We start from the raw sequence: 23073 nt of genomic DNA on the forward strand, positions 1-23073 counted from the left end.
ACATGGTTGCAATATCCAGTGACGTCCTACTGATTCTCACGATCGTCGTAGTGTATCTACTCATCGTTCTTGGGGTGGGACAATATGCTGCTCGAAACACAGGGGACTCGCGCGAAGATTATCTCATGGCAAACCGGTCATTTGGCACTCTCATTTTATTGGCCGCTTTATTTGCAACGAACATGTCTGCTGTGACGATGATCGGGGCGCCTGGACTTTCATATAAGGTCGGACCGAGTGCGCTCGGGTACTTTGTAGGACTCTTTCCCTTCCTATTCTCGGTACTAATGATGACGGTCGGATACCGTATCTGGTTGGTTGGCAAACAGTTTGGACATATTACCCCTGCACAAGTGATCAATCATCGGTTGAACTCGACGTATCTCGGGGTACTTGTAACAGGATTGTTCGCGTTTTGGACTGTTCCATATCTTTTGGTCGGTGTCCAAGGGGCTGGTATCGTTTTCGAAGCGCTAACAGACGGAGTCGTTCCATACTGGGCCGGCGGGTTGACCATCGTCGTGATCGTATTCACGTACGTCTACAGCGGAGGGATGCGCGGAACAGGGTGGACGAACGCGTTCCAGGGTGCTTTCTTTCTCGTTTTACTCCTCGCCTTCGCCATCTTGGTTCCGCTCCGACTCGGTGGTTTCGACGCCGCAACCCAAGCATCGCTGCAAGTGAATCCTGACCTATTAAATCGAGCGAATATTCCTACGCTTGGACTGAAAGAGTACTTCTCAGTCGGCATTCTCGTATCGCTTGAGACGTTCATTCTCCCACATCTGTTCATGCGGTATATGACCGGAAATTCTGTCACAGAACTCAAACAGACTGCGGTTGTGTATCCAGTTGCAATCGTTCTCTCGTGGGGTCCAGCCGTATTAATCGGATTCTGGGGCGTTGGTCAATTCCCAGAGCTTGCGAACCCCGACTTTGTTCTCCCGATGCTCGTCCAGGAAACGTTCCCTTCGTGGGTTGTCGGACTTGCTCTCGCCGGTATATTGGCTGCCATGATGTCAACGCTCGATGGACAGGCGCTCACCCTCGGTACGATGTTCACCGAAGATATCCTTCGACCGTTCACAGATATTACCGAGCGCCGCGAAGTACTCGTCACACGTGGATTCATCCTGGTACTACTACTACTTGCCTGGATCGGATCCCTTCTCACCCGTGACTCGGTCATCGACACGACGATATTTGCCTTCACCGGGTATGCGTTGATGTTCTTCCCAATTGTGAGTACGTTCTATTCCAAAAGGGTGAACAAATACGCGTCAGGAGCGGGATTACTCGTCGGATTTTTCGGCCACTGGGCGTTCGAGCTGGGTGTGATTCCACAGACATACGCGTTCGGATTCCTCCAGTTTATCCCCGTTCTACTTGTGCAGTTGGCCGTGATGATCGTCGTCACGCTCGCGACGCCGACACCACCCGAAGACCGTGTCCAACAGTACAAACAGCTCTTCAACGGGATCTGGTAGTGACTACACTACGCTTCCATTTATTGTGCTTCATGGCACGGGAATAGGGATCATGCGGTTCATCTGGATGCTAGTTAAATCAAGTGTGCACCCTATTTTCACAAAATATGTCTAAAAATGAATACTTTCGAGAGAAGGCACGTAGAGCGCGCGCTCGTATAGTGAAGCCTGATTCGATAGCATGGATTGTCTAGTAATCGGAACTCTCACAGAAAATCGCAGTAGGTGATTGGGACACTACCGTTCGGAGATGGGCAACGAATCGTGTTTCTCTCTGAACAACCCTCGTAACGCCTTCTTATCGTACTTTCCAGTGGAGGTACGAGGAATCTTTTCGATAAACTCGAAATAATCCGGCAGCCACCATTTTGGAACATCCGCCAGAAGATGTTCTTCGAGTTCGTTCGAGGTTACATTGCCATCGGCGTGGATATACGCAATCGGACGTTCCTGCCATCTTTCGTGATCAACGCCGACCACCGTTGCTTCGCTGACCGCTCCGTGTGCCATCAATTTATTCTCAAGTTCCACTGACGAAATCCATTCACCGCCACTCTTGATGACGTCGTCGACCCGATCGACAATATTGAGGTAACCGTATTCGTCGAACGTACCGATGTCACCAGTCTTGAACCATCCGTCACTCGTAAACGACTCCTCGGTTGCATCGGGCCGCGAATAATATTCATCTATAACCCAGGGTGCTCGCACTTCGATTTCCCCCTTCGATTCGCCGTCGTGGGGCACAGATTCTCCATCTTCGTCCCGGAGTCTGACCTCCGCACCAGGGATCGGAATTCCCGGTTTTGTTCGCAGTTCGTACTGTTCTTCCTTTGGGAGCGTTCGCACCTCCGTCGTCATCAGCGTGTTCACGAGATGTGGAGACGCTTCAGTCATCCCGTAACCCTGGATGATGGGTGCATCGAACTCCTCTTCATACCGGCGCATTAGTGCCGGAGGGGGAGAGCTTCCAGCAGTCAGAATTCTGTTTAGATTGCTAACATCAGCCTCCGGATTCTCGTCTATGTAAGTCTCCATGTCTGACCAGATAGTCGGAACGGCGGCAGCGACAGTCACCCCATGATCTCGGATCATCCGTTCGACACTCTCAAGGTTGGTATGTGGACCTGGAAGCACAAACGATGCTCCATAGAAAGTTCCGCTGTACGGAAGCGCCCACCCATTGACATGGAACATCGGAACGACTGGGAGGATGACATCAGACTCACTAACGCCGAAGCTGTCTTTCGCGCCATAGTTCATACTCAGTAAGTATAAACCACGGTGCGAGTATGCAGCGCCCTTCGGGATGCCGGTTGTGCCAGAGGTATAACAAATACCGCACTCTGTCTCCTCATCCAGATCTGGCCAGTCATACGTGGTCGAATAACCCTCAATGAAGGATTCATAATCCGAGACAGCGGAAAGCGACGTGTTAGGGACGATGTCGGCGAGTACGATGTACTGTTCGACAGTCTCTAACTCAGGTGCAATCGACTCGACGGTCGAGATAAACTCCGGATCAACAAACAGGAGACGATCATCGGCTTCATTGATTATTTGTATTAGATGTGATTCAGGGAGCCGATGGTTCGTCATATGGATACTGCGCCCGCTACACGACGGTGCGTAGTAGAGTTCGTAGTGGCGGTAGTGGTTCATGGCCATCACGGAAACACGATCACCGTTCTCTAGGCCGAACTCGTCAAGGGCATGCGCTAACTGGCAAATTCGCTTGTAAGCCTCCTCATACGTGTAGCGGTGATATCCACCATTCGGAAGTTTTGTGATGATTTCTTTCTGTCCGAACTGATTAACCGCCCGTTGGAGCGTTTTCGTTAACGTAAGTTCATAGTCCATCATGGTTGATATCTTATGAGATGTGACCCTTGTATCGTAGTCCTTTCGGTCATTTACTGTCCCTCGAACTCTGGTTCACGATCCTCACGAAACGCCGAGATACCTTCAGTCATGTCGTCAGTTGTCATCAGTAGACTGAATCCTTGCTTCTCAAGTTTGAGTCCGGTTTCGAGATCGGCGTCTTGGCCTCGATCAATAGTATCCTTGGCAATCTTGAGCGCTATCGGTGGCCCCTGCGTTATATCTGAGAGGTACTCCTCGATCGTCTCGTCTAGCGCTTCAGGTTCTACTGTATGGTGGACAAGACCCCACTCATCAGCCTTCGAGGCGTCGATATGGTTCCCTCGAAGCACAAGTTCCTTGGTGAGAGGCTCACCAATAGTCCTAACGAGACGTTGAGTCCCCCCTCCACCGGGTATCAGTCCGAGATTTATTTCGGGTGACGCAAACGTAGAGTTCTCGGTGGCAATTCGGAAATCACATGCAAGTGCGAGTTCGAGACCGGCACCGATACAGTGTCCGTCAATCTTCGCGATAGTTGGACGGTCGAACTCGGCGACAGTGAGCATCGTTTCGTCAATATGCATCATCTCAGTTGGCGTCGTCGTTGTGAACTGAGCGATATCAGCACCCGCACTGAAATTCTCGCCAGCCCCCTCGAAAATGACGCATGTAACTTCGTCTGTATCTACCGAGTTCAATACGGACTCAACCTCGTCGAACATATCTTCGTTAAACACATTGAGTCGTTCCTGTCGATCGAGTGTGACAGAAAGAACACCGCGTTCATCGAGCTGGTGATCCAGATAGAAGTAAGGGCCGTCACCCGTATAATTGTAAAATCCTCTTCCAGCCTCTTCTCCGATGTGCCCTTGCTCTACAAGTTCAATAAGATATTCTGACGGCTCATAGCGGTCGGCTCCGGTCACTTCGTGTAGTGATTTGAGCTTTTCGAGCACTGCGTCGAGACCGATTTTGTCCGCAGTCCGGCATGTTCCCTCGGAGAAACGTCCGCCAAGTCGCATGCCTACGTCAATGTCCTCAGGTGATGCGACGCCTTTACCAACGAGACGTGCCGCAGCGTTAATCATTCGTGCTTCGATACGGAGTGTATCGACCCCCTCAGCGTCCTCTGGTTCATATGTAGTTCCGAGGCCATCTTCGTACTCGTAGAAGCCCTTACCCGTTTTACGGCCGAGCTCCTTATCATCAAATCGACTTTGAATTGATTCAGGGATGGGCCTGTCCCACTGTTCACGCGTGTGCACTAAGACATCAAGGCCGCCGAAGTCATTGAGTTCAAACGGACCCATCGGGTAACCGCGTTCGTATACCATTGCTGCGTCAATACCCTCGACAGTAGTGTCACCCTCGTCGAGCATCCATGCTGCCTCCTCCATGAACGGTGTAATGACATTGTTAACAACGAACTCAGGAACATCCTTGTGGACGTAGATTGGAGTCTTGTCAAGTGATTCAGCAAACTCGTAGGCCTTCTTAGCAATGGAATCATCTGTAAATTCTCCGTAAACAACTTCCACAAGATTCATTTTCACCGGTGGATTGAAGAAGTGAAGTCCACAACAGCGCTCGGGTGATTTCGTTTCGGCCGTGATATCCGTTACGCGGAGACTCGAAGTGTTTGTCGCGATGATTGTATCTTCATCCACATATTTTTCAACATCGCTGAACGTCTCCTGTTTCAGATCTAAGTTCTCGGGAACCGCCTCGATAACTAGATCGGCGTCCGAGACAGCTGCCGCCAGATCTGTTTCCGTCTCCATCCGATCGAGAACCGTCTCGGCATCCTCGTCGATGACTCCCTTTTCGGCAAGTTTACCGACACTCCATTCGACTTGATCATAGCCGTTCTGGACGTACTCTTCTTTGATGTCGCGGAGACAGACATCATATCCCGCGATGGCCGATAGCTCGGCGATTCCGTGACCCATGCTACCTGCGCCGAGCACGGTTACTGTCGAGATTTGGCAATTGCTACCCATGCACTAGGAATAATTGAAGTATGTATATTTAAATCTATCTCAGACCAGCGCTCGTTTTAACCGATATCCAGATAGGGCCTTCTTGTCTAGTCATCACAGGTCGAACAGACGTTCAGCGTTTTCGTGAAGAATCATTTCGCGAGTTTCTTCGTCAAAATCCATTTGTTCGAAATCAGCAAGCCAGTCTTCGGGAGTCACCATTGGGTAATCAGATCCAAATAGTACTTTATGCGGGACTCGCGACTTCGCGTAGTGAATTACCTCATCGGGAATGTACTTCGGGAGCCATCCGGAGAGATCCATATATACATTACTTTTGTGAGTCACGACTGAGAGCTGTTCTTGATGGAACGGCCAGGCCGGGTGTGCAATGATGATGTCCAAGTCGGGATGTTGTGCGGCCACCTCGTCGATATGGATTGGACGCGTATGCTTGAGCATTAGTCCGTCGCCAGCGGGACTCCCAGCACCGATACCGGTGTGCCCACCGTGGAACAGCACGGGTTTGCCGAGCTTTTCAAGGGTCTCCCAAAGTTCATCAAATTGCTCGTCACTCGGGGTGAATCCTTGAACCGCCTGTTGAAATTTGAACCCATCTAGATCAAGGTCTTCAACCGCTCTGACTGCCTCTTCTCGGGCCGACTGACCTTTGTGAGGATCGACGCTCGCGTACCCCATGAACAGGTCGTACTGGTCGCGTACTTCAGCCACCCAATCGTTTGGAATCGGAGGCGTACCGGTATTGGTCTCGCTGTCGAGCGCAAAGAGGATCGATGTGTCGATTCCCCACTCTCGAAATTTCTCGACTGTCTCGTCAATCGGTTCCGGCGAGAGATCCTTACCAAAGTAGTCTAGCGCATGCTCCAAAGACTCACCACCCTGTTCAAAGAACAGTTCGTTAGCAGGATGTACGTGCGTATCGATGACTGTTGACATCAATTGAAGCATTTATCTGGAGTGTTAAAAAATTATCTGTTGGGTCAATTTCAGAATTGAGAGTCAAAGTAATCCTAACAAATCGACTGTGTGTGTGAGAAGTGCGCAAATCGGAATCAAAAGTAACGTCCGGACTGAAAAGATAGCGACGACATCCCGAAATCGCACTGGAACATCCCCAAACATGTCCATCATCATGGGCCCAGACGCAGAGAGAAAGAGGATCTGACCGCTGACTACTAAGAGGACAAAGAACTTTGCAGCTGGTTGGAGTTCAACTGCAGTTAACGCCGCAACGTACATGTCGGCGAATCCGATCACAAGAGCTGAGGCGACAGTTTCTGCATTCGGAATGCCAAACAGGGCGATAACCGGCTCAAGTGGAGTCGATAGTGTCTGAAACACCGAGGTATTGTGGTAGAGGACAAGCACGGCGACCCCGACAGAAACCACCGTTCCAACAATCGTCGCGGTTAGTTCCAATCCATCAATAAACCCATTCCATGCTGATTTGGGTGTGGACATCTCTTTTGATTCAAGAACAGCCTCTTGAACAGCTAATCGAAGGAAATCACCCGGTGTCCCTTGGAGATTCGGCTCGACACTTGGTTCGGAGATGTACTCCTCCGGTACCCGAGAAAGCGGTGGTAGTCGAATTGATATGATCCCTACGGCCAGGATGGCAATGAGATAGGCAAACAGTATAATCGGGAAGATTTCTAGCATCTCGAAGGCGGATGCAAACACGCCGATTGTACCGATACTTCCGGTACCGAAGCACGAGCAGATGATAAATACTTCACGTTTGTTGTATCCACCTCTGTTAAACAGTTTCCGAGTGACATAAAACCCGATTGCGAAAGATCCCGCCCACGAGGCAGCCCCGTCAAGAGCTGCGCGTCCTGGAAGGTCAAATAGTGGCTTCATCACCGGTCGGGCCAACGTTCCGACGAACTCTAGAGCTCCACAATCAACGAGCAAGTTTACGAATATCGACCCTAAAGGGATGATGATGACGATACTCAGTACGAGTGTTCCCCACACGACATTAGAGACTGCAGGATCGAGAAGCCACATTGGTCCGATACCAAGTAAAAAGCCGGTCGCTAAAAACGCACCCGTGATACGCAGTACCCAAAACGCACCTGACGTTGTCCAGATGTCGAGGTGCAGTGTGCCGGCCAAATCGTCATTCAATCTGAAGATATCTCGGTAGTGAATTTCTGCTATTGTCGTCAGTACAGCTGAAGCGACTACCATCGACCACGCTACACCAAGTATGAAACCGGCGAATTGTCGTTCGATTAATCCAACAACAATATCAAATGGAACTGTAAGCGTGCTATCCTGTGGCACTGGAAGTACAAAGAAAGCGACGCCAACAATGAACAATCCGAGGAAACGAAGGAGTGGAATCAATTCCAACTTGGAGTGCAGAACATCTCCAATTTCCTCGATCTCTTCATCCGTCTCTTCCCACGTCTCGTGGTCGCTGATCCAAATGTCTCGACTAAACATGGTGTGATAGCCAATCTCACCCATTCGTCCAGGGATTATAATTGTATTGATTGATTCAATATTTGATGTCCGAGAGGAAGAAGATAAAATCGCCGTTAACTCCAGGAGAAGTAAGAGACGGTCAATCTCACTGATGAGCTTCAGACGATAGTCACTAGAATGGAATCTCCACCAGTATCGTCTAACAATATCAGACGGATACCCGATTCCGAGCTCATCATGATAAGGGTCTCTTAGTTAATCAGTTTCCCATTACATAGCTAATTCTGTAACGTCTGTCGATAGGAGATGATCGTAGTGCTCAGCCGAGTAGACAAGAAAACTGCGAAAAAATCACCTCTTAGACTGCTCTGTCCGAATCAATGATCCTACCGATTGAATGAGTTTCGTTCGTATATATTAGACGAAGCTTTCTTTAGACGGGTCAGTCCCCGTACTGATAGTTTATCGTGATACTATCTGCTTTTTCCTGTAGTTTTTGTCTCATCTCAGAACGGAACTCGACATTTTGAAGTCTCCTCGTCGGGCAAGCAATTGCGAGTACGGCCTGAAGCGTATCGTCTACAAGTATCGGCACAGCAATGGCCCCCATTCCTTGTACCTGCTGATCCCAATCAAACGCAAACCCTTTCTCCTGGATCTGTTCTATCTCGACGCGTAACGATTCTGGGTCGGTGACCGTCGCCTCGGTTCTCTGCTCGAATCCTCCTTCATCAAGAATGTCTTGGCTACGGGAGTCCTCCATATATGCCAAAAATACTTTCCCGGCAGCATGCGAGTGAATTGGAATGGTCATCCCCGGGTACGTCCCCAATTTGAGTGCTTGGACGCCACGTTCCTGATGAAATAACACTGTCTGGCCCTCTTCTTCGATAAACAATGTAACCAGCTCGTCTGTTTCTCTCGCTAGTCTCCACATATCTGATTTTGAGACCTGAAATATCCGACTGCGGTACTTGAGTCGGGATCCCATCATTAGAAATTGGGAGCTGAGGCGATACTCACCACTCTCGTTGATGACATATCCTGCAGACTGTAACGACCGAAGATAAACATGAGCAGTACTCTTTGAGAGGCCCAGATGAGAGGCAATCTCTGATGGACCTGCATTACGAACTTCCGAGAGGGTTTGGACAATCTCAAAGGTACGAAGTATGGATTTCATCGGTGGAGTGCCGCTTGTCATTGTTTAGAGCAAAAAGATTGGAATAGATAAATCGTTCGGATATGTTAGACGGAGACGGTTCGCCTGGTTTAGTGGACCATTTCAGAACGACAAAATCCCGGAAGAGATCTGATCCGAGATTTATATTTGACATCTACAAAACAGGTCCGCTATAGGCTTGGAGAACAGCGATGAATCACTCTACGGTGTTCAACACCACTATGTTGTGGCATCTTGTCAATTTCTGGAACTGCGTGACTCAACGTCGTGAGCACAAGGTAGTTTGCATGGTTGTGCCGATCGGACCGCTCACATCAAGACTGTTGTTGCCTACTCAACTCCAGTCGGCAGCTTGGGGAGACGAATTTAAACACTCATTTGGCTACAGGGTAACTTTATATATGGCAATGAAATACAGTCATGATATGGACTTATTAGATGAGGCCATGATTCCAGCGGAGGCAAAGAAGGTAAAACGACGCGCACGGTCGTTTGCTCAAAAGAATATCGAGCCTGTAGCGGGAGAATATTTTGAATCAGGTGAATACCCATTCGAAATCATTAGAGCAGCGCGTGAAGAGAGGTTAGTTGCCCAAGAGATATCCAGCGACTACGGGGGAACTGACCGATCATTGAGCGAGGCAGTCGCTACTGCAGAAGAGTTTTTTCGCGCCGATGCGGGTATTGGCCTCGCACTCATGGGACAGAGCTTCGGATCAGGAATCCTTGAGGAATTTGGCACGGAACATCAAAAAGAGATGTTCCTCAGACCAATCGCCGAAGGTGAAGCAATCACTGGGATGGCTATATCTGAACCGGAGACAGGGAGCGACTTAGCTGGGATGGAGACAGCAGCGACACGAGATGGCGAGGGGTGGGTGATAGACGGTGAGAAGTACTGGATTGGAAACGGCGTCGAAGCAGACTGGATTCTTGTATATGTCCGCACGGAAGAGAACGAGAGCCGCCACAAAAATCACTCAATGGTAATCGTTCCGACCGACAGCAAAGGATACGAAGCCGAACATATTCCGAAGAAAATCGGCATGCACGCATCGAAGCAGTCCCACATCACATTCGATAATTGTCACGTTCCTCTTAGAAATCTCGTTGGAGAACGTGGGGAGGGGTTTCGGATGGTCGCCGAGTTCTTCAATCACGGCCGAACACGCGTTGCAGCACAGGGGATCGGACTCGCGGCGGCTGCCATCGAAGAGGCATGGGAATTCGTACATGAACGGGAGGAATTTGGCCGATCAGTCTCGGATTTCCAGTCCGTCAAACATGACCTCGCGCAAATGCGGACGAAATTCGAAAGTGCTAGGGCACTACTTTGGTACACGGTAGACCGAATGGAGGCAGGCGAAAACGCGGCAAAGTGGGCTGCGATGGCGAAACTGCACGCGACCGAGACTGCAACTGAGTGCGCACAAACCGCGATGCAAATGCATGGTGGCCAGGGTATCCTCAACGACAGTCGGATTGGTCGGGTCTACCGTGACGTCCGAATGCCTATTATCTATGAAGGTGTGAGCGAGATTCAACGAGATATAATATACGACAATTTCTAATATTGCCATTATCCCTCGTGGTCTTCGGTTCTCGGAATCGCCTTTACTGATTACTCGCGGATTTCCATTTGACATTATTGCAAGAACGATACCCATATAAAACGACATTTTGCTCGAATCTTTCGCGATGTGTGTGTGCTGTTCTACATATAGGCATGAACAAGGTTCAGCGTGATTCCCATATGTCGAAGTTTCTAGTTGGCTTTAGAGCACTGTTTTCCTTCGTCGTAGCAGCTCGACGGATACCCTCACTCTTATGTGAAGTTCGTGGTGATCTTATCCCCCATATTCCATACGCAGTTATTCCATCGCTATCAGCAATAACATCAGATTATTGACGAAGGATTTAAATAATTAACGATAAGGATATACATACTATGCCAAAGAATGGCAATAGCGATGAGGAGGAGATACTTAATCGTCCCTCGATCACTAGGAGATCCACTTTGATGGGACTGGGCGCACTTTTCGGCACCACTAGAGTATCCGGCACCCAAAGTAATCGTGGACAAACAGATACTGGAAAACCACGAGCTCCCCAAGAAAGATCTGTGGAGACTACCACCCGTCTCGATGAGGTACTTCCTGGAGATACATTCGGAAAGATAGATATCGGGGCTTATTCTCACTCCTTACAGATGAGCGGAACACGGCAGCCCGCGTGGATGATTCAGCCGTTCCATGAGGATACAACGATAAAGAACTCATCATACAAACAAATGGGTTCTAACATCGGATACGGATCGATTCCATTCGCACCGGGTCAGGTACCTATCCTCCGAACCGTCGTTCATTTCGAGGCTGCAGCTTCCACCACTACCAATCTCCGTCTTTCAATCGCGAACAAGCCCGGAAATGTATCAAAATCAGGTGAATTCATCCCGCTTGACGAAGAGCAGTCGTCCACACAGACAATTGTTGAGTTGTCCGGGAAAGGAACCACTCAGATATACGACGAGGTATATTTGACGGAGTTTGAGGACATCGTTTCAGGCAGTCCAGCGGGAGAGGGTGCTAACGATTCCGAGTACCCAATAAATACATTCATTGTAGAAGCAAAAACCGACGATCCAAGCACGACATCGACGATTAAGAGTGCGACTACCGTCTCACTCGAACTGGAGGCACTCTAATGGTCCGAATTGGCTGGCTGTCAGATAGCCATATTGATCCCTTCTCCTCGCCTGACGTGGGGCGGACCGATTTGCCAGGTGCAGGGGAATGTCTTACGGAGGATATTATTTCCCTCTTTGAGACGTACGGTATTTCCGACCTTTTCTTTAATGGGGATGCCGTCTTTCAGAGCGATGCGTTCTGGGACAGCGGATACGAACATTCGTGGCCAGCATTCTACGATCGGTTTTGGGAATTAGTCGATAATAGTGGATACGGCAACAACGTTGTCTGTACACCCGGTAATCACGATATTCCACTACAGCATTTCGTCGAGTCTGACAAGCGTGCACATCTTAGATACAAAAAAGAGTACGATGGTGTAACCGTGTTGATGGTGAACACGGCTGGGAACGGCTGGGTCAGCGGATCACCCGAGATGGGCTATGGATGGACGAGTGGTTACGTTCCCTATAAGGACCTACGGTGGCTCGATCGCGAACTTTCTCAGGCGGGAGATAACGCTAAGATTGTCTACTTTCATCACCACGCTTGGTTCACTCCCGGGGACCCTAACGCGTCATCCGAAACGGACAATCAAAGTGTTTCTGAACTTTACTGGGTCTGTCGGAACCATCGGGCGATACATGATATCTTGTCATCATACGATAAAGTCATCTGCCCACAGGGTCATACCTCGCAAGTCCAGGCGGAAGGTTCCTCAAACGTAGACGGTGTTGAGTACCTGTACAAGAAACACTACTACCATGTATATGAAGGGCACGTGACGACGTACGCCTATCTAGATGTGGATTCTACTGGCGCTACTGTAACCACGGTAGATCACGATACTGGAAAAGAAAACACGATTCTGAACAAGACTTTCGGTCGGTGTTAACTACGTTCGGAAAATACAGATGTGAACCGCAGTCTCTATCGCCTTTTCCAGCTATTATGAGATAAGATGGTTCACATATATCGAACCACTGATCGAGAGTAATCATCCGGGTGCCGACTGCTCGCTTGGATAGTGGATCGTTTATCGTTGAATCCGCATTCAGTAAATTCAGTGCTACTCGTTGGTTGCTGATTCATCCAACGAGCAAGTATTCTGCACCAAAAACCCGAGTGTGGAGGGCAATGCGATTACAAATGCTGTAGACCCTAGTCGCAGCCGAGACCACAAGCAGTCCAAATTTGTCCTCCACAACTTAGATCGACACCAGCGACGGCATCTTAACGCATGGGGAGAGCGTGAGAGCGATAGAATTACAGGCGCAGAATTGTAAGAAGAGGACTGGAATATCTCCGTTATTTCGGTTCGAATAGTGAGCTCCATTTGCGTATGAGAACAGCGCGGAGTATTCCTTAGGGATGGATTATCGTAGTATTCATCGATTGGTTGCGAAAGAAAGATTTCGAGGGTGTCAAAATTATAGTATAATTGAACGAGATTGGTTCGGTTGTTTTTGTAAAAGATCAGCGTTTCGACTGCCGAACCAGGTCATACCTCGACCAGCGATTTCGATGAGCTCAAAAAAGTTGGTAGCATATAAACATCTACTACAGTGACCGCTTTCGTAGCGTTCCTCGACAACCTGAGGATCATTATTTCAAATTGGCCTTCACCGCTCCAAAACAGTCGAACCATCGAATATCATCTTTAGATTGCTCTCTGCCAATTGGTGCTGTGCCCTCCCACTCGGACAATGAACGATATTCGTCCCGATCTGTTTCGATATATCCGAATCACCTGAATTCATCAGCTCATATTACTAATAGCTATCCCGATTTTCGCGGTTGTACGAGCGAGCTTTCGATAGAAATGCAATCAAGGCACTCAGGTTGCATGCGGAAGTACCGCAAATGAAATCTAATTCATCAACCGCTTTTGATGAAATCAGCGATGGCCTGTCCAGTCTATGCGGGTTCAGAAGAAATTCCTCAGACAGGAAATCTGAGATTAACACCTCAAATGAAAAAGTGTGGTGCAGTAAGATACAGCCAAAGCAAGGCAGTTCAGAAAAAGAGTACAAACACACCAATCTGTATAGGGACTAGGACAAGAAGCGTTGTGATAGCGATTGCGCTCGACAGACGAATCAGTTCACCACTACCAACGACATCCATCCCGAGGATAGCGACGAGAACCGCCGACTGATATGGAAAAAAGTAGGTGTTGAGCGCCACAGCCTCGATCATTGCAACAGGAACCAATGGAATACCGGCGCTACTCGAAAACGAGGTGAGAATCGGTGTGAGCACGCTAGCAACAGCAAGCCCCTCCATCACTAGTGTAAGTAGTTGTGAGACGACAACTACGAATACGAGTACAACTGGTAGCGATGCGTCATTTGGTAACTGAGATAGAAGAGCTGCAGCGGCCATGTTAGTAAACCCGGTTTGCTGGAGGCCCGCTGCGATAGCGAAAACCGCTCCAAAAAAGAAGAGAATCGAGAAATCGGCCTCGGCGACAGCGTCCGAACCAACAACACCGATACGTGGAGCAAATGTTAAGAGTGCGACCACGAGTGCACCGTACAATGGATGCAGTCCATGGAGGAAGTCAGTCGCCCAGATGGCCACTCCCACGAGGAGAAAGCTGAACATCCGTAACTGCTCGGTAGTCACAGTCACACCCTCGGTTCGTTCAGGAGCGACGATAGCGTCCCTGTCACGTGGGCGATACAGAAAGTAAGAGACACCAATAACCACCAATACACGGCCAACGCTCATCACGGGACCGAGCCAGCGTAGCCATTCGGTCCACGAAATAGATTGTCCGGCGGTTGATTCAACTAATCCAGAGACAATGATATTCGCCAGAGAGCCCGTCAGAACGCCCGAAGAACCATAGAACGTCGCAAACAGCGGTCCAAGAAAGAGCCCGATCTTGGGTCGACGCTCAGTGAAGAGATTCCCAAGCGAGATCAGTATTGGTCCGAGGATGAGTACGCGTACAAGTGAAGATGGAACTAGGATGGCCAGCATGAGGCTAGCAGAGCAAAACACGACAAGCAAATATCGGTATGCAATTACAGCGTCAGTCATCGTACGGTTAGGCATCTGATTGCGAGCGAGTTCTTCAACCAATTCTGCTAGTCCGCTCTGACGGGACGCTTCACCAATAAGTATACCGACGGCAACTAGCCATGTTGCTGGCGATTGGAATCCGGTCAGTGCTAACTCTGACGAGAATAGAACTCCGATCAACCCGATACCGACGAGCGCGGTAAACCACGGTTCTAGCGGTGACCTGATCCACAGCACAATACAAAACACTGTGATAGCGAGCATGAGTTTCGCGTTCGTCGAAATCGGAGCAAACTGGAGAATACTCCCTGCCGCAAGAATACTGATCGGAATCGACAGCCACTCAGGATCGACAGCAGTGAATTCGACAGCGGGCCATCGCGATTCGTTCGACATCGTAAGTCGGTAGTTACGTTCCTTCCTCTTTATTTTATCGGGAAATTTGAGCCCAAAGATAAGAGCAGCGCATCCACTGGCACAGATGGACCTCCCATAGACTTATTGCAAAACTGTACAAATGTGTTACTATGGCAAACCAAGAGCCAGAGGAACTCTTAGAGCTGAGTTCTGGTACCCGGAGCATCCTCGAAGAACACGGCCTGCGTCCGCTCTGGGAAGTCGAAGACGATATGGGAACTGTCCTTGCAGATCCCGAAGCAGCTATTTGGAAGTGGGAGGACATTCAGACTGCGATCAACCACATCGAACAAGACGTTCCTATCGCTGATTTGCCACCGGGATTCCAGCGGCGTGTCGCCGTCCCGATCAACACAGCTAACGCCATCTCAAACTCGATTTACATTGGCGTCCAAACAGTGTCACCGGGCGAAACCGCACCCGCTCACCGTCACGCTGCGAACGCCCTCCGCTTCACTATCGACGGGCATGAGGACATGAAGACGGTCGTGGCAGGTGAAGAGTTCCCAATGGAGAACAACGACCTTATTACGACACCACAATGGGAATGGCATGACCACGTCAACGATTCCGACGAGACAGCCGCCTGGCTTGACGTGCTCGATCTCCCGCTTGTCCTCGACTCCCTGAACGCGCGAAACGTCTTTGAGTACCATGAACTCGAACAACAACCCGTCACCAAGACTCAGGGCTATTGGGATTCTCAATACGGTCGTGGGCGACCAAACAATGCATCGAAAGATAGCTCCATCCCAGGTCCGTTTGAAGGAATCCGCGAGGCAACACCGCCGTACCGCTTCGGCTGGGACGAGATGCTCGAAACGCTGCATCAGCGCGCCGAAAACGACGAGCCGGATCCCCACGACGGTTACAGTCTTTCCTATGTTAACCCGGCATCCGGAAAGCCCCCGCTGTTTCCGACGATGTCGTTCCGAGCACAGCTGTTAAACGATGGGCCGACCGATCCACACTTCCATAACGCGACAGAAGTATATTTCGTCATCGAGGGAGAGGGTGCGACCCACGTCGGCGACGAGACCCTGGAATGGAGTCAATGGGATATCTTTGTTATTCCTCCAGATGCCACACATCATCACGAACCGGACGACGAAGCGATCTTCCTCGGGATGACCGACCGTCCAGTGTTCGAGGCGTTCAACCTCTATGCTGAAGCGACGCCCTCATAACGAGTTTCGTCGAGGTTACTGAATGCAGGCGCTATGACCCCTTCCCTTCCTCAGGAAGCGCCGAATGGCGCGAGCAGGGGATGGATATAGCGTTCACAAGAGCTCTGTTCTTGAGCGCGAACGAGGCACTTCGAGTCTCGTCAACGCATGTGGAGACCGCGCTCCCTGTGGACACCGTTGTGTCTGCAAAGCGCGTCGTGGAAGCAGGAAGCCCCTCCTCAGCGAGACCGTCAGGCCGAGAGGGCGGAGTAGTTCCCAGCAGGTGGTAGGCTTATGTACCACGCGCCATGAGTAGATTGTATGGCAGAGTTCGAGAACCCCTATGCACAGGCGAACCCATTCGTCCAAGCACACTTTGACTGTCTGAGCTGTGGCGGAAAGCTCTGGGAGTACGCGATTCAAAATAGAATGGTGTGCGAAGACTGTGGCGAACTGTTCGATTCTTCAAACGTATTTGATGCATCGCTTGAACATGAGTAACCAACCAGTCAAACGCGGTACATCGGTTGACAATGTCGACGAAAGAGCAGACTTTGACTACACATCAAACGAGATCGAACATCCGAGCCTTGTTTCAGAGCTCCGCACACGGGTCAACGGCGATGTTCGGTTCGACACCTACACGCGCCAGTTGTATGCAACTGATGCTAGCGCCTACGAAGCGACACCCATCGGTGTCGTGTTCCCAACATCGACCGACGATGTTGCTGCGGTCGTCTCCTACTGTGCCGACCGTGAGATCCCGGTTCTCCCACGCGGTGCCGGCACCAGTCTTGCCGGCCAGGCCGTCAATGAAGCAGTCGTCCTCGATTTTACTCGACATATGGACGAAGTCGTCTCAATCGACGCCAGTGCTCGTCGCGCGCAAGTACAATCTGGTGTCGTGCTTGAGGAACTCAACCGCCAACTCGCCTCTCACGGACTGAAATTCGCGCCTGACCCGGCGGCAGGTGATCGAAGCGTTATCGGCGGTGCCATCGGTAACAACTCGACCGGTGCACACTCACTCAAATATGGGAAGACCGATGCGTACGTTGAGGAGTGTGAAGCCGTTCTCGCAGACGGGTCCATCGTGACGCTCGGAGAGATCGGCCTCGACGAACTCAGAGAACAGGCCGACCCGGACGGAACAGTTTTGCAGCGCGTATATGCTGAAGTCACTCGCATCCTTGACAATGAGGTCAGCGAGATCAAAGAGCAATTCCCCGACATGAAACGAAACGTCTCCGGCTACAACCTCGATGTACTCGTCAATGAGGCTGAAACGGGGACCGTCAACCTCGCGCGTCTCCTCGCCGGAAGCGAAGGGACACTGGCAGTTGTCACTGAAGCCGAAGTGTCATTGAAATCGGTGCCGGAGACAAAGGCAGTGTCATTACTTTTCTATGACAGCGTGCTCGACGCGGTGACTGACGTACAGCACGTCCTTGAACACGACCCTGCAGCGGTCGAACTTATCGACAACGTCCTCATAGGGTTGGCCCGCGACACTGCTGAATTCGAAGAAATCGCCGCACTTGTCCCGGACGATGCACAAGCAGGATTACTCGTCGAGTTTTATGCCGAAAACGATAATCACGGGCGCGCACAGACTGCCGGGTTGCTCACCGATCGTGTTCCTGACATCGACGCTTGTGCGGCATCATCGTCCGAGTTTCCCAATACCGAAAGGGCATACTCGTTTGCCGGGTTGGAGGCTCACAGTAAGACTAACCGTGAGCAGTTCTGGAAACTGCGGAAGGCCGGCCTCCCGATCCTCCTCTCGCGGACATCTGATGAAAAGCACATCAGTTTCATCGAGGACTGTGCGATCCCACCCGAACATCTCCCTGAGTTCGTCGAACGCTTTCAATCGTTGCTCACGGAGAAGAACCGTGATGTCGACGCGGCGTTCTACGCACATGCCGGCCCCGGTGTCCTGCATGTTCGTCCGCTGGTGAACACGAAAGCTACGGGTGACCGTCGGGATATGGTCGACATCGCTGACGCAGTAACCGATATGGTTGTCGAGTTTGGTGGGTCAGTTTCGGGCGAGCACGGCGATGGTCGCGCCCGAACCCAGTGGAATCGGAAACTGTACGGCGAAGATATCTGGAATACGTTCCGGGACCTGAAGACTGCCTTCGACACTAACTGGTTGCTCAATCCAGGGAACGTTTGCGGCGACCACGATATGACCGAGAACCTCCGGTATGACAGTGAGTACGAATACAACGCTGAATTCGAACCATCGCTCAACTGGGACAACGAAAATGGGATGCAGGGGATGGTTGAGCTCTGTCACGGGTGTGGTGGTTGTCGTGGGAGCCAACAGACATCTGGCGGGGTGATGTGTCCAACCTACCGCGCTGCCGATGAGGAGATTACGACGACACGAGGGCGCGCAAACCTGCTTCGACAAGCAATGAGTGGCGATTTGCCCGACGATCCGACGGACGACAAGTTTGCCGAAGAAGTTCTTGATCTCTGTATCGGCTGTAAGGGCTGTGCCCGCGACTGCCCAAGCGAGGTCGACATGGCGAAACTCAAAACCGAAGTTATGCACGCACGTCATCAAGAACACGGCGCATCCCTGCGGGACAAACTCTTTGCGAACTTCGATACGCTGGCGCCAGTCGGAAGTGCACTTGCTCCACTCTCGAATCTTGCTCAGTCAATACCTGGTGCAAAATTGGTTGCCGAAAAGACGCTCGGAATCGCACGCAAGCAAACGCTCCCATCATTCCGCCGCGAGACGGTACAAGATTGGTTCGAGGCTCGTGGTGGGTCTCGTATTTCCGAGACCGATGCCGAACGAAAGGTTGTCTTCTTCGTGGACAGTTACACCAACTACAGTCACACAGAGGTCGGCAAAGCAACAGTTCGCGTCCTCGAAGCCGCTGGTGCTCACGTCCGACTTGCCGAGCGAACCGACAGTGGTCGGCCGGCACTCTCGAAAGGATTCGTCGAGAAATCCCGAGATGTGTTTAAGCGCAACGTTGATGAACTCTACCCTTACGTCAAAGAAGGATGGGATGTTGTCCTTGCTGAACCATCGGACGCCGTGATGTTCCAGTCCGATTCCCTTGATCTCCTCTCCGGCGATCCCGTCAAATCCGTCGCGGCGAATACCTTTGGTGTCTGTGAGTACATTGATACGTTCCACCTCGACGAGAATATCGACTGGACGTCGGTATCCGAGTCGGTTGCGTATCACGGTCACTGTCACCAGAAGGCGGTCAAGAAGGATCACCACGCGGTCGGCGTTCTTAGACGCGCTGGCTACGACGTTGACCCGCTGGACTCAGGTTGCTGTGGAATGGCTGGGAGTTTCGGCTACGAGGCAGAACACTACTCACTGAGCAAGTCTATTGGTGAGATACTGTTCGAGCAGATCGAAGAGAGTGGCGCTACTACTGTCACCGCACCAGGTACATCATGTCGGACACAGCTTGGGGACGACCGTATCGATGTTGTCGCAGCTGAGAGTTCATTGGTCGGCTCAAAATTGGACCGTGATGAACCGCCCACACCTGTCGAGCTTCTTGACTACTGTCTCCCGCAGTAACGAGCAGGAGACCTGAACCTGCGATTGGCCATCTTTCGAATTATGAACAATCGATTGCACCATTAGTAGATCGACGTATATTTCGTAAACACCATGATTTATATAGGTGCTTGGTAAAAGATCTAGTATGCGATTTGTCCGATTCGACCAGACACAGCTAGGACTGCTGACTGATAACGGTATCATTGACCTCACCGATCGTCTTGGAATTGAGTCAGAAGACCCACTCCTCGAATACATCAACGGGAATTACGACGCTACCGAATACACTGATGCCGATCCGGATTACGACCGAAGCGAGGTTGAACTCGGATCACCAGTAGGGCGTCCTGGAAAAGTCATTGCGGCGCCGTTAAACTACGAGAACCACATCGAGGAAGCTATCGCGGACAAAGATATTACCACGGACGAATGGTTCTCGATCAAGGACAAGGGATACTTCTTGAAAGCCCCTTCTAGTGTTGTTGGTCCTGACCATGGTATCGAACTTCCCTTTGATGACCGCCGCGTCGACCACGAAATCGAACTCGCGTTTGTGATGGGTGAGGACACCAAAGACGTCTCCACTGACGAAGCATGGGACAACATCTTCGGCTACACCATCCTGCTGGACATCTCGGTTCGTGGCGACCAGGATCGGTCGAATCGGAAGTCCTACGACACCTTCACCGTTGTCGGCCCGTGTGTCGTTACTCCAGATGAAATCGAGGATCCACAGGACCTACAGATGGAATTAAAACTCAACGGCGAAACACGCCAAGACGAGAACACCGGTGACATGGTCTACACGTGTGCAGATGTCGTCCAATACGCAAGCATCGGTACAACCATCGAATCCGGTGATATCATCACTACGGGCACGCCTGAAGGAGTTAGTGAACTCAACGACGGAGACACTGTAGATGCCGAAATCGAATCCATTGGTTCAATGAGGGTCGACGTCACGCAACGAGATTTGTCGTTCGCTGACGTGAACGTTCAGAAAGGCGGTCAATAACAACCGACGAAACAGCATACTCTTTTTCGCAGAACAACGATAACCCGAAATTCACGATGAGACCACCTCAGCGACGCGAACACTGATACGTTCGAGTTCCTCCTGTACAATGTTCTGCATGCACATCCTGCTAAAGTGGTCCGCAAACGACTTCTCATAGTGATCCGGATAAGCATTCAGTATTGTCGGTGCATTTGTTTCTAGAGAAACATACGAATTCGGCGCTGTCAATCCTACTCGGTGGATCTTTGGGGTGCATTGAATAAAATCAGACGTACCGCGTACTTTTGCGTTTCTCAGCGTCGTTAATGATACCATCAATGGAGATCAGCTTCCAGATCAGTCGATCAGTTTATCTGAACAGGAGGTACGACAGCGAGAACAGCAAACGTTCCCCTTTATCGTGTAATAGAGGAGAGGCTTGCGTCCGTTATTGTGTACTTCCAAAGAATGAAGTATAACTGGACTTGTTATTCGCTGGGTCACACAAAAATGGTTTATCAATGAATTCTTTCACACAAGTTGGTTACAGCCTGCGAGTTCTTTTTTTTCACAGCATAAAATGGGAATTTTGGAGTGCCTCTAACCGTGGAATAGCGGTAAAAGTAAATTATTTATAGTAGAGTACCACAATTCACGTGTATGAGTTCGCCAGTTAGACGAATAGACGCTGAAGCGGAAGTACCGAAGGAAGCGTTTGAAGATCGGATTATTGACCTCGACTTTCACGTTAACCCGATGGAAGACGAGCTCCTGTCATATGTTGACGACAGCGTCATCAAAGATAAGTTGACTACAGAGTTCGGTCCGACACCAGTCATGGGCAAGTGGGACGCCGCGTACGCCATCAAAGAGGGAAACGAAGGGCTGTTCACACAGGGGCGCGCGGAGTACGCCGAGGACGTTCATGAGGCCTGCGAAAAGTTTGCCATCGACGACCCAATCGTTAACGCGGGGATCAACAACCTACCACTGCAGCATCATCCGCTCTTGAAAAACGGCATAGTCCAGGCAGCGAACGACTACATGCTCGATAACTTCGCTGACGAGGGTATCTACACGTCGATGCTAGTCCCGAAGTGGGACCCGGAGTATGCTGTCGAGGAAATTGAACGGGTTGCGTCTGAAGATAATATCGCAGCTGCATATTCCTGGTTCGACCCAAAGACACCATGGGGAAGCGAGCAGTTTGATCAGGTATTCGAAGCACTCGTCGAGAATGATTTACCACTTCTCTTGCATGGGTCACTTGCGTACTGGCCACAACAATCCTACATAGGAGACGAGATGCTGACATGGACCGAAGTTCTTGGGTTCGACTGGCCAATTCACGGAATGGTAAACGTCGTCAACATGATCATGAGAGGCGTATTCGACCGGTTCCCTGACCTAAATGTTGTGCTCCAAGAGGCAGGCCACTGGTGGGTCCCATTCCTCCGATACCGAATGGACGAATTCTATGAGATGCACCCCGACGATATCCAGGTCACTCCCCGAAAGCACGCATCAGGCGAGAAGTATCTCGACCGGAGACCAAGTGAATACCTTCGGGATAACTTCTATCTGACCACACAGCCAATGGCACTTCCCCGTGGGTCAGGACAAGCAAGAAATCTCCTCGATTTAAGCATGGCAAACGATATGTTTGTCTATTCTAGTGACTGGCCGCATCAAACATTGGACCCACCGACGTGGTTCTATGCGTCGAGAGCGTTTGATGACGAACTACGTCAGTCCGTTCTGCATGAAAACGCCGAAGAGATCCTCAGACTCTAGTCAACAATGAGCACAAAAACAGATATCTCAGACGGATATACCAAGGTAGCAGCGGTCGACGATATCCCCAGTGGCAAAGGAATCGCAGTCGATGTAAACGGCATCGAAGTCGCGGTCTTCAACGTCAACGACGAGTACCACGCGATCTCGAATCGTTGTCCACATCAGAATGCGCCATTGTACAAGGCCGGCGAAGAGAAGATCAACGCAGAGCATACGTGGACCGACTCACGCGGCGGAGTTAACGAAGAAGAACTCACTGTGAGCTGTCCATGGCATCTTTGGGAATTGGACATTGAGTCGGGTGAACACAAGGTATCCGGGAAGTGCATCGGTACGTTTGACGTCGAAGTCTCTGACGACGACGTCTATGTCCGAATCTAATTGCTCTGTGAGCAGCTAACGTATCCTGTCAGACATCTTCACCCCATTCTCCACAATATTTCTGAAGCAGTCTATAGAA

Annotated in this window: 16 protein-coding genes; 10 read left to right on the plus strand and 6 right to left on the minus strand. The window is 50.5% G+C overall.

The window, feature by feature from the left end; all coding sequences use genetic code 11:
- Positions 1–2: 2 nt before the first annotated feature.
- A complete protein-coding gene (locus tag AC1XDK_RS16835) occupies positions 3–1487 on the plus strand; it encodes a sodium:solute symporter family protein (protein WP_483351123.1) in 1485 nt (494 codons plus the stop codon).
- Between the two features lie 237 nt (positions 1488–1724).
- Here the strand turns inward: AC1XDK_RS16835 and AC1XDK_RS16840 are convergent, their stop codons facing one another.
- The 5 genes from AC1XDK_RS16840 to AC1XDK_RS16860 all read right to left on the minus strand — a co-directional run bounded on the left by AC1XDK_RS16840 (position 1725) and on the right by AC1XDK_RS16860 (position 8990).
- Positions 1725–3347 (minus strand): long-chain fatty acid--CoA ligase, encoded by a 1623-nt coding sequence (locus AC1XDK_RS16840; RefSeq protein WP_483351364.1) that lies wholly within the window; start codon positions 3345–3347, stop codon positions 1725–1727.
- 53 nt (positions 3348–3400) lie between these two features.
- Complete coding sequence (locus AC1XDK_RS16845) at positions 3401–5350, minus strand: 3-hydroxyacyl-CoA dehydrogenase/enoyl-CoA hydratase family protein (protein ID WP_483351124.1); 1950 nt, start codon at positions 5348–5350, stop codon at positions 3401–3403.
- Positions 5351–5443: 93 nt separating this feature from the next.
- Positions 5444–6286 (minus strand): amidohydrolase family protein, encoded by an 843-nt coding sequence (locus AC1XDK_RS16850; RefSeq protein ID WP_483351125.1) that lies wholly within the window; start codon positions 6284–6286, stop codon positions 5444–5446.
- Between the two features lie 63 nt (positions 6287–6349).
- Entirely contained in the window at positions 6350–7828 is a 1479-nt protein-coding gene (locus tag AC1XDK_RS16855; protein WP_483351126.1) for a YjiH family protein, read from the minus strand.
- Between the two features lie 400 nt (positions 7829–8228).
- Positions 8229–8990, minus strand: coding sequence for an IclR family transcriptional regulator (locus AC1XDK_RS16860; RefSeq protein WP_483351127.1), 762 nt, complete (start codon positions 8988–8990; stop codon positions 8229–8231).
- 404 nt (positions 8991–9394) lie between these two features.
- Here AC1XDK_RS16860 and AC1XDK_RS16865 point away from each other — a divergent pair, with 404 nt between their 5' ends.
- The 3 genes from AC1XDK_RS16865 to AC1XDK_RS16875 all read left to right on the plus strand — a co-directional run bounded on the left by AC1XDK_RS16865 (position 9395) and on the right by AC1XDK_RS16875 (position 12551).
- Entirely contained in the window at positions 9395–10540 is a 1146-nt protein-coding gene (locus tag AC1XDK_RS16865; RefSeq protein ID WP_483351128.1) for an acyl-CoA dehydrogenase family protein, read from the plus strand.
- 377 nt (positions 10541–10917) lie between these two features.
- Entirely contained in the window at positions 10918–11673 is a 756-nt protein-coding gene (locus tag AC1XDK_RS16870; RefSeq protein WP_483351129.1) for a hypothetical protein, read from the plus strand.
- Complete coding sequence (locus tag AC1XDK_RS16875) at positions 11673–12551, plus strand: metallophosphoesterase family protein (RefSeq protein ID WP_483351130.1); 879 nt, start codon at positions 11673–11675, stop codon at positions 12549–12551. The genes AC1XDK_RS16870 and AC1XDK_RS16875 overlap by 1 nt, the downstream gene beginning before the upstream one ends.
- Before the next feature lie 1121 nt (positions 12552–13672).
- Here the strand turns inward: AC1XDK_RS16875 and AC1XDK_RS16880 are convergent.
- A complete protein-coding gene (locus AC1XDK_RS16880; RefSeq protein ID WP_483351131.1) occupies positions 13673–15082 on the minus strand; it encodes an SLC13 family permease in 1410 nt (469 codons plus the stop codon).
- Positions 15083–15213: 131 nt separating this feature from the next.
- On the opposite strand from AC1XDK_RS16880, the gene AC1XDK_RS16885 reads away from it, so the two are divergent.
- The 6 genes from AC1XDK_RS16885 to AC1XDK_RS16910 all read left to right on the plus strand — a co-directional run bounded on the left by AC1XDK_RS16885 (position 15214) and on the right by AC1XDK_RS16910 (position 22994).
- Positions 15214–16290 (plus strand): cupin domain-containing protein, encoded by a 1077-nt coding sequence (locus tag AC1XDK_RS16885; RefSeq protein ID WP_483351132.1) that lies wholly within the window; start codon positions 15214–15216, stop codon positions 16288–16290.
- Positions 16291–16590: 300 nt separating this feature from the next.
- Positions 16591–16770, plus strand: a complete 180-nt coding sequence (locus AC1XDK_RS16890; protein ID WP_483351133.1) for a hypothetical protein — start codon at positions 16591–16593, stop codon at positions 16768–16770.
- Positions 16763–19837, plus strand: coding sequence for an FAD-binding and (Fe-S)-binding domain-containing protein (locus AC1XDK_RS16895; RefSeq protein WP_483351134.1), 3075 nt, complete (start codon positions 16763–16765; stop codon positions 19835–19837). The genes AC1XDK_RS16890 and AC1XDK_RS16895 overlap by 8 nt, the downstream gene beginning before the upstream one ends.
- 127 nt (positions 19838–19964) lie before the next feature.
- Complete coding sequence (locus AC1XDK_RS16900; RefSeq protein ID WP_483351135.1) at positions 19965–20834, plus strand: fumarylacetoacetate hydrolase family protein; 870 nt, start codon at positions 19965–19967, stop codon at positions 20832–20834.
- A gap of 642 nt (positions 20835–21476) precedes the next feature.
- Positions 21477–22610 carry an amidohydrolase family protein gene (locus AC1XDK_RS16905; RefSeq protein ID WP_483351136.1) on the plus strand — a complete coding sequence of 378 codons (1134 nt, stop codon included), beginning with the start codon at positions 21477–21479 and terminating at the stop codon, positions 22608–22610.
- A gap of 6 nt (positions 22611–22616) precedes the next feature.
- Complete coding sequence (locus AC1XDK_RS16910; protein ID WP_483351137.1) at positions 22617–22994, plus strand: Rieske (2Fe-2S) protein; 378 nt, start codon at positions 22617–22619, stop codon at positions 22992–22994.
- Positions 22995–23073 lie beyond the last annotated feature (79 nt).

This window comes from Haladaptatus sp. HS23 (assembly GCF_056892285.1).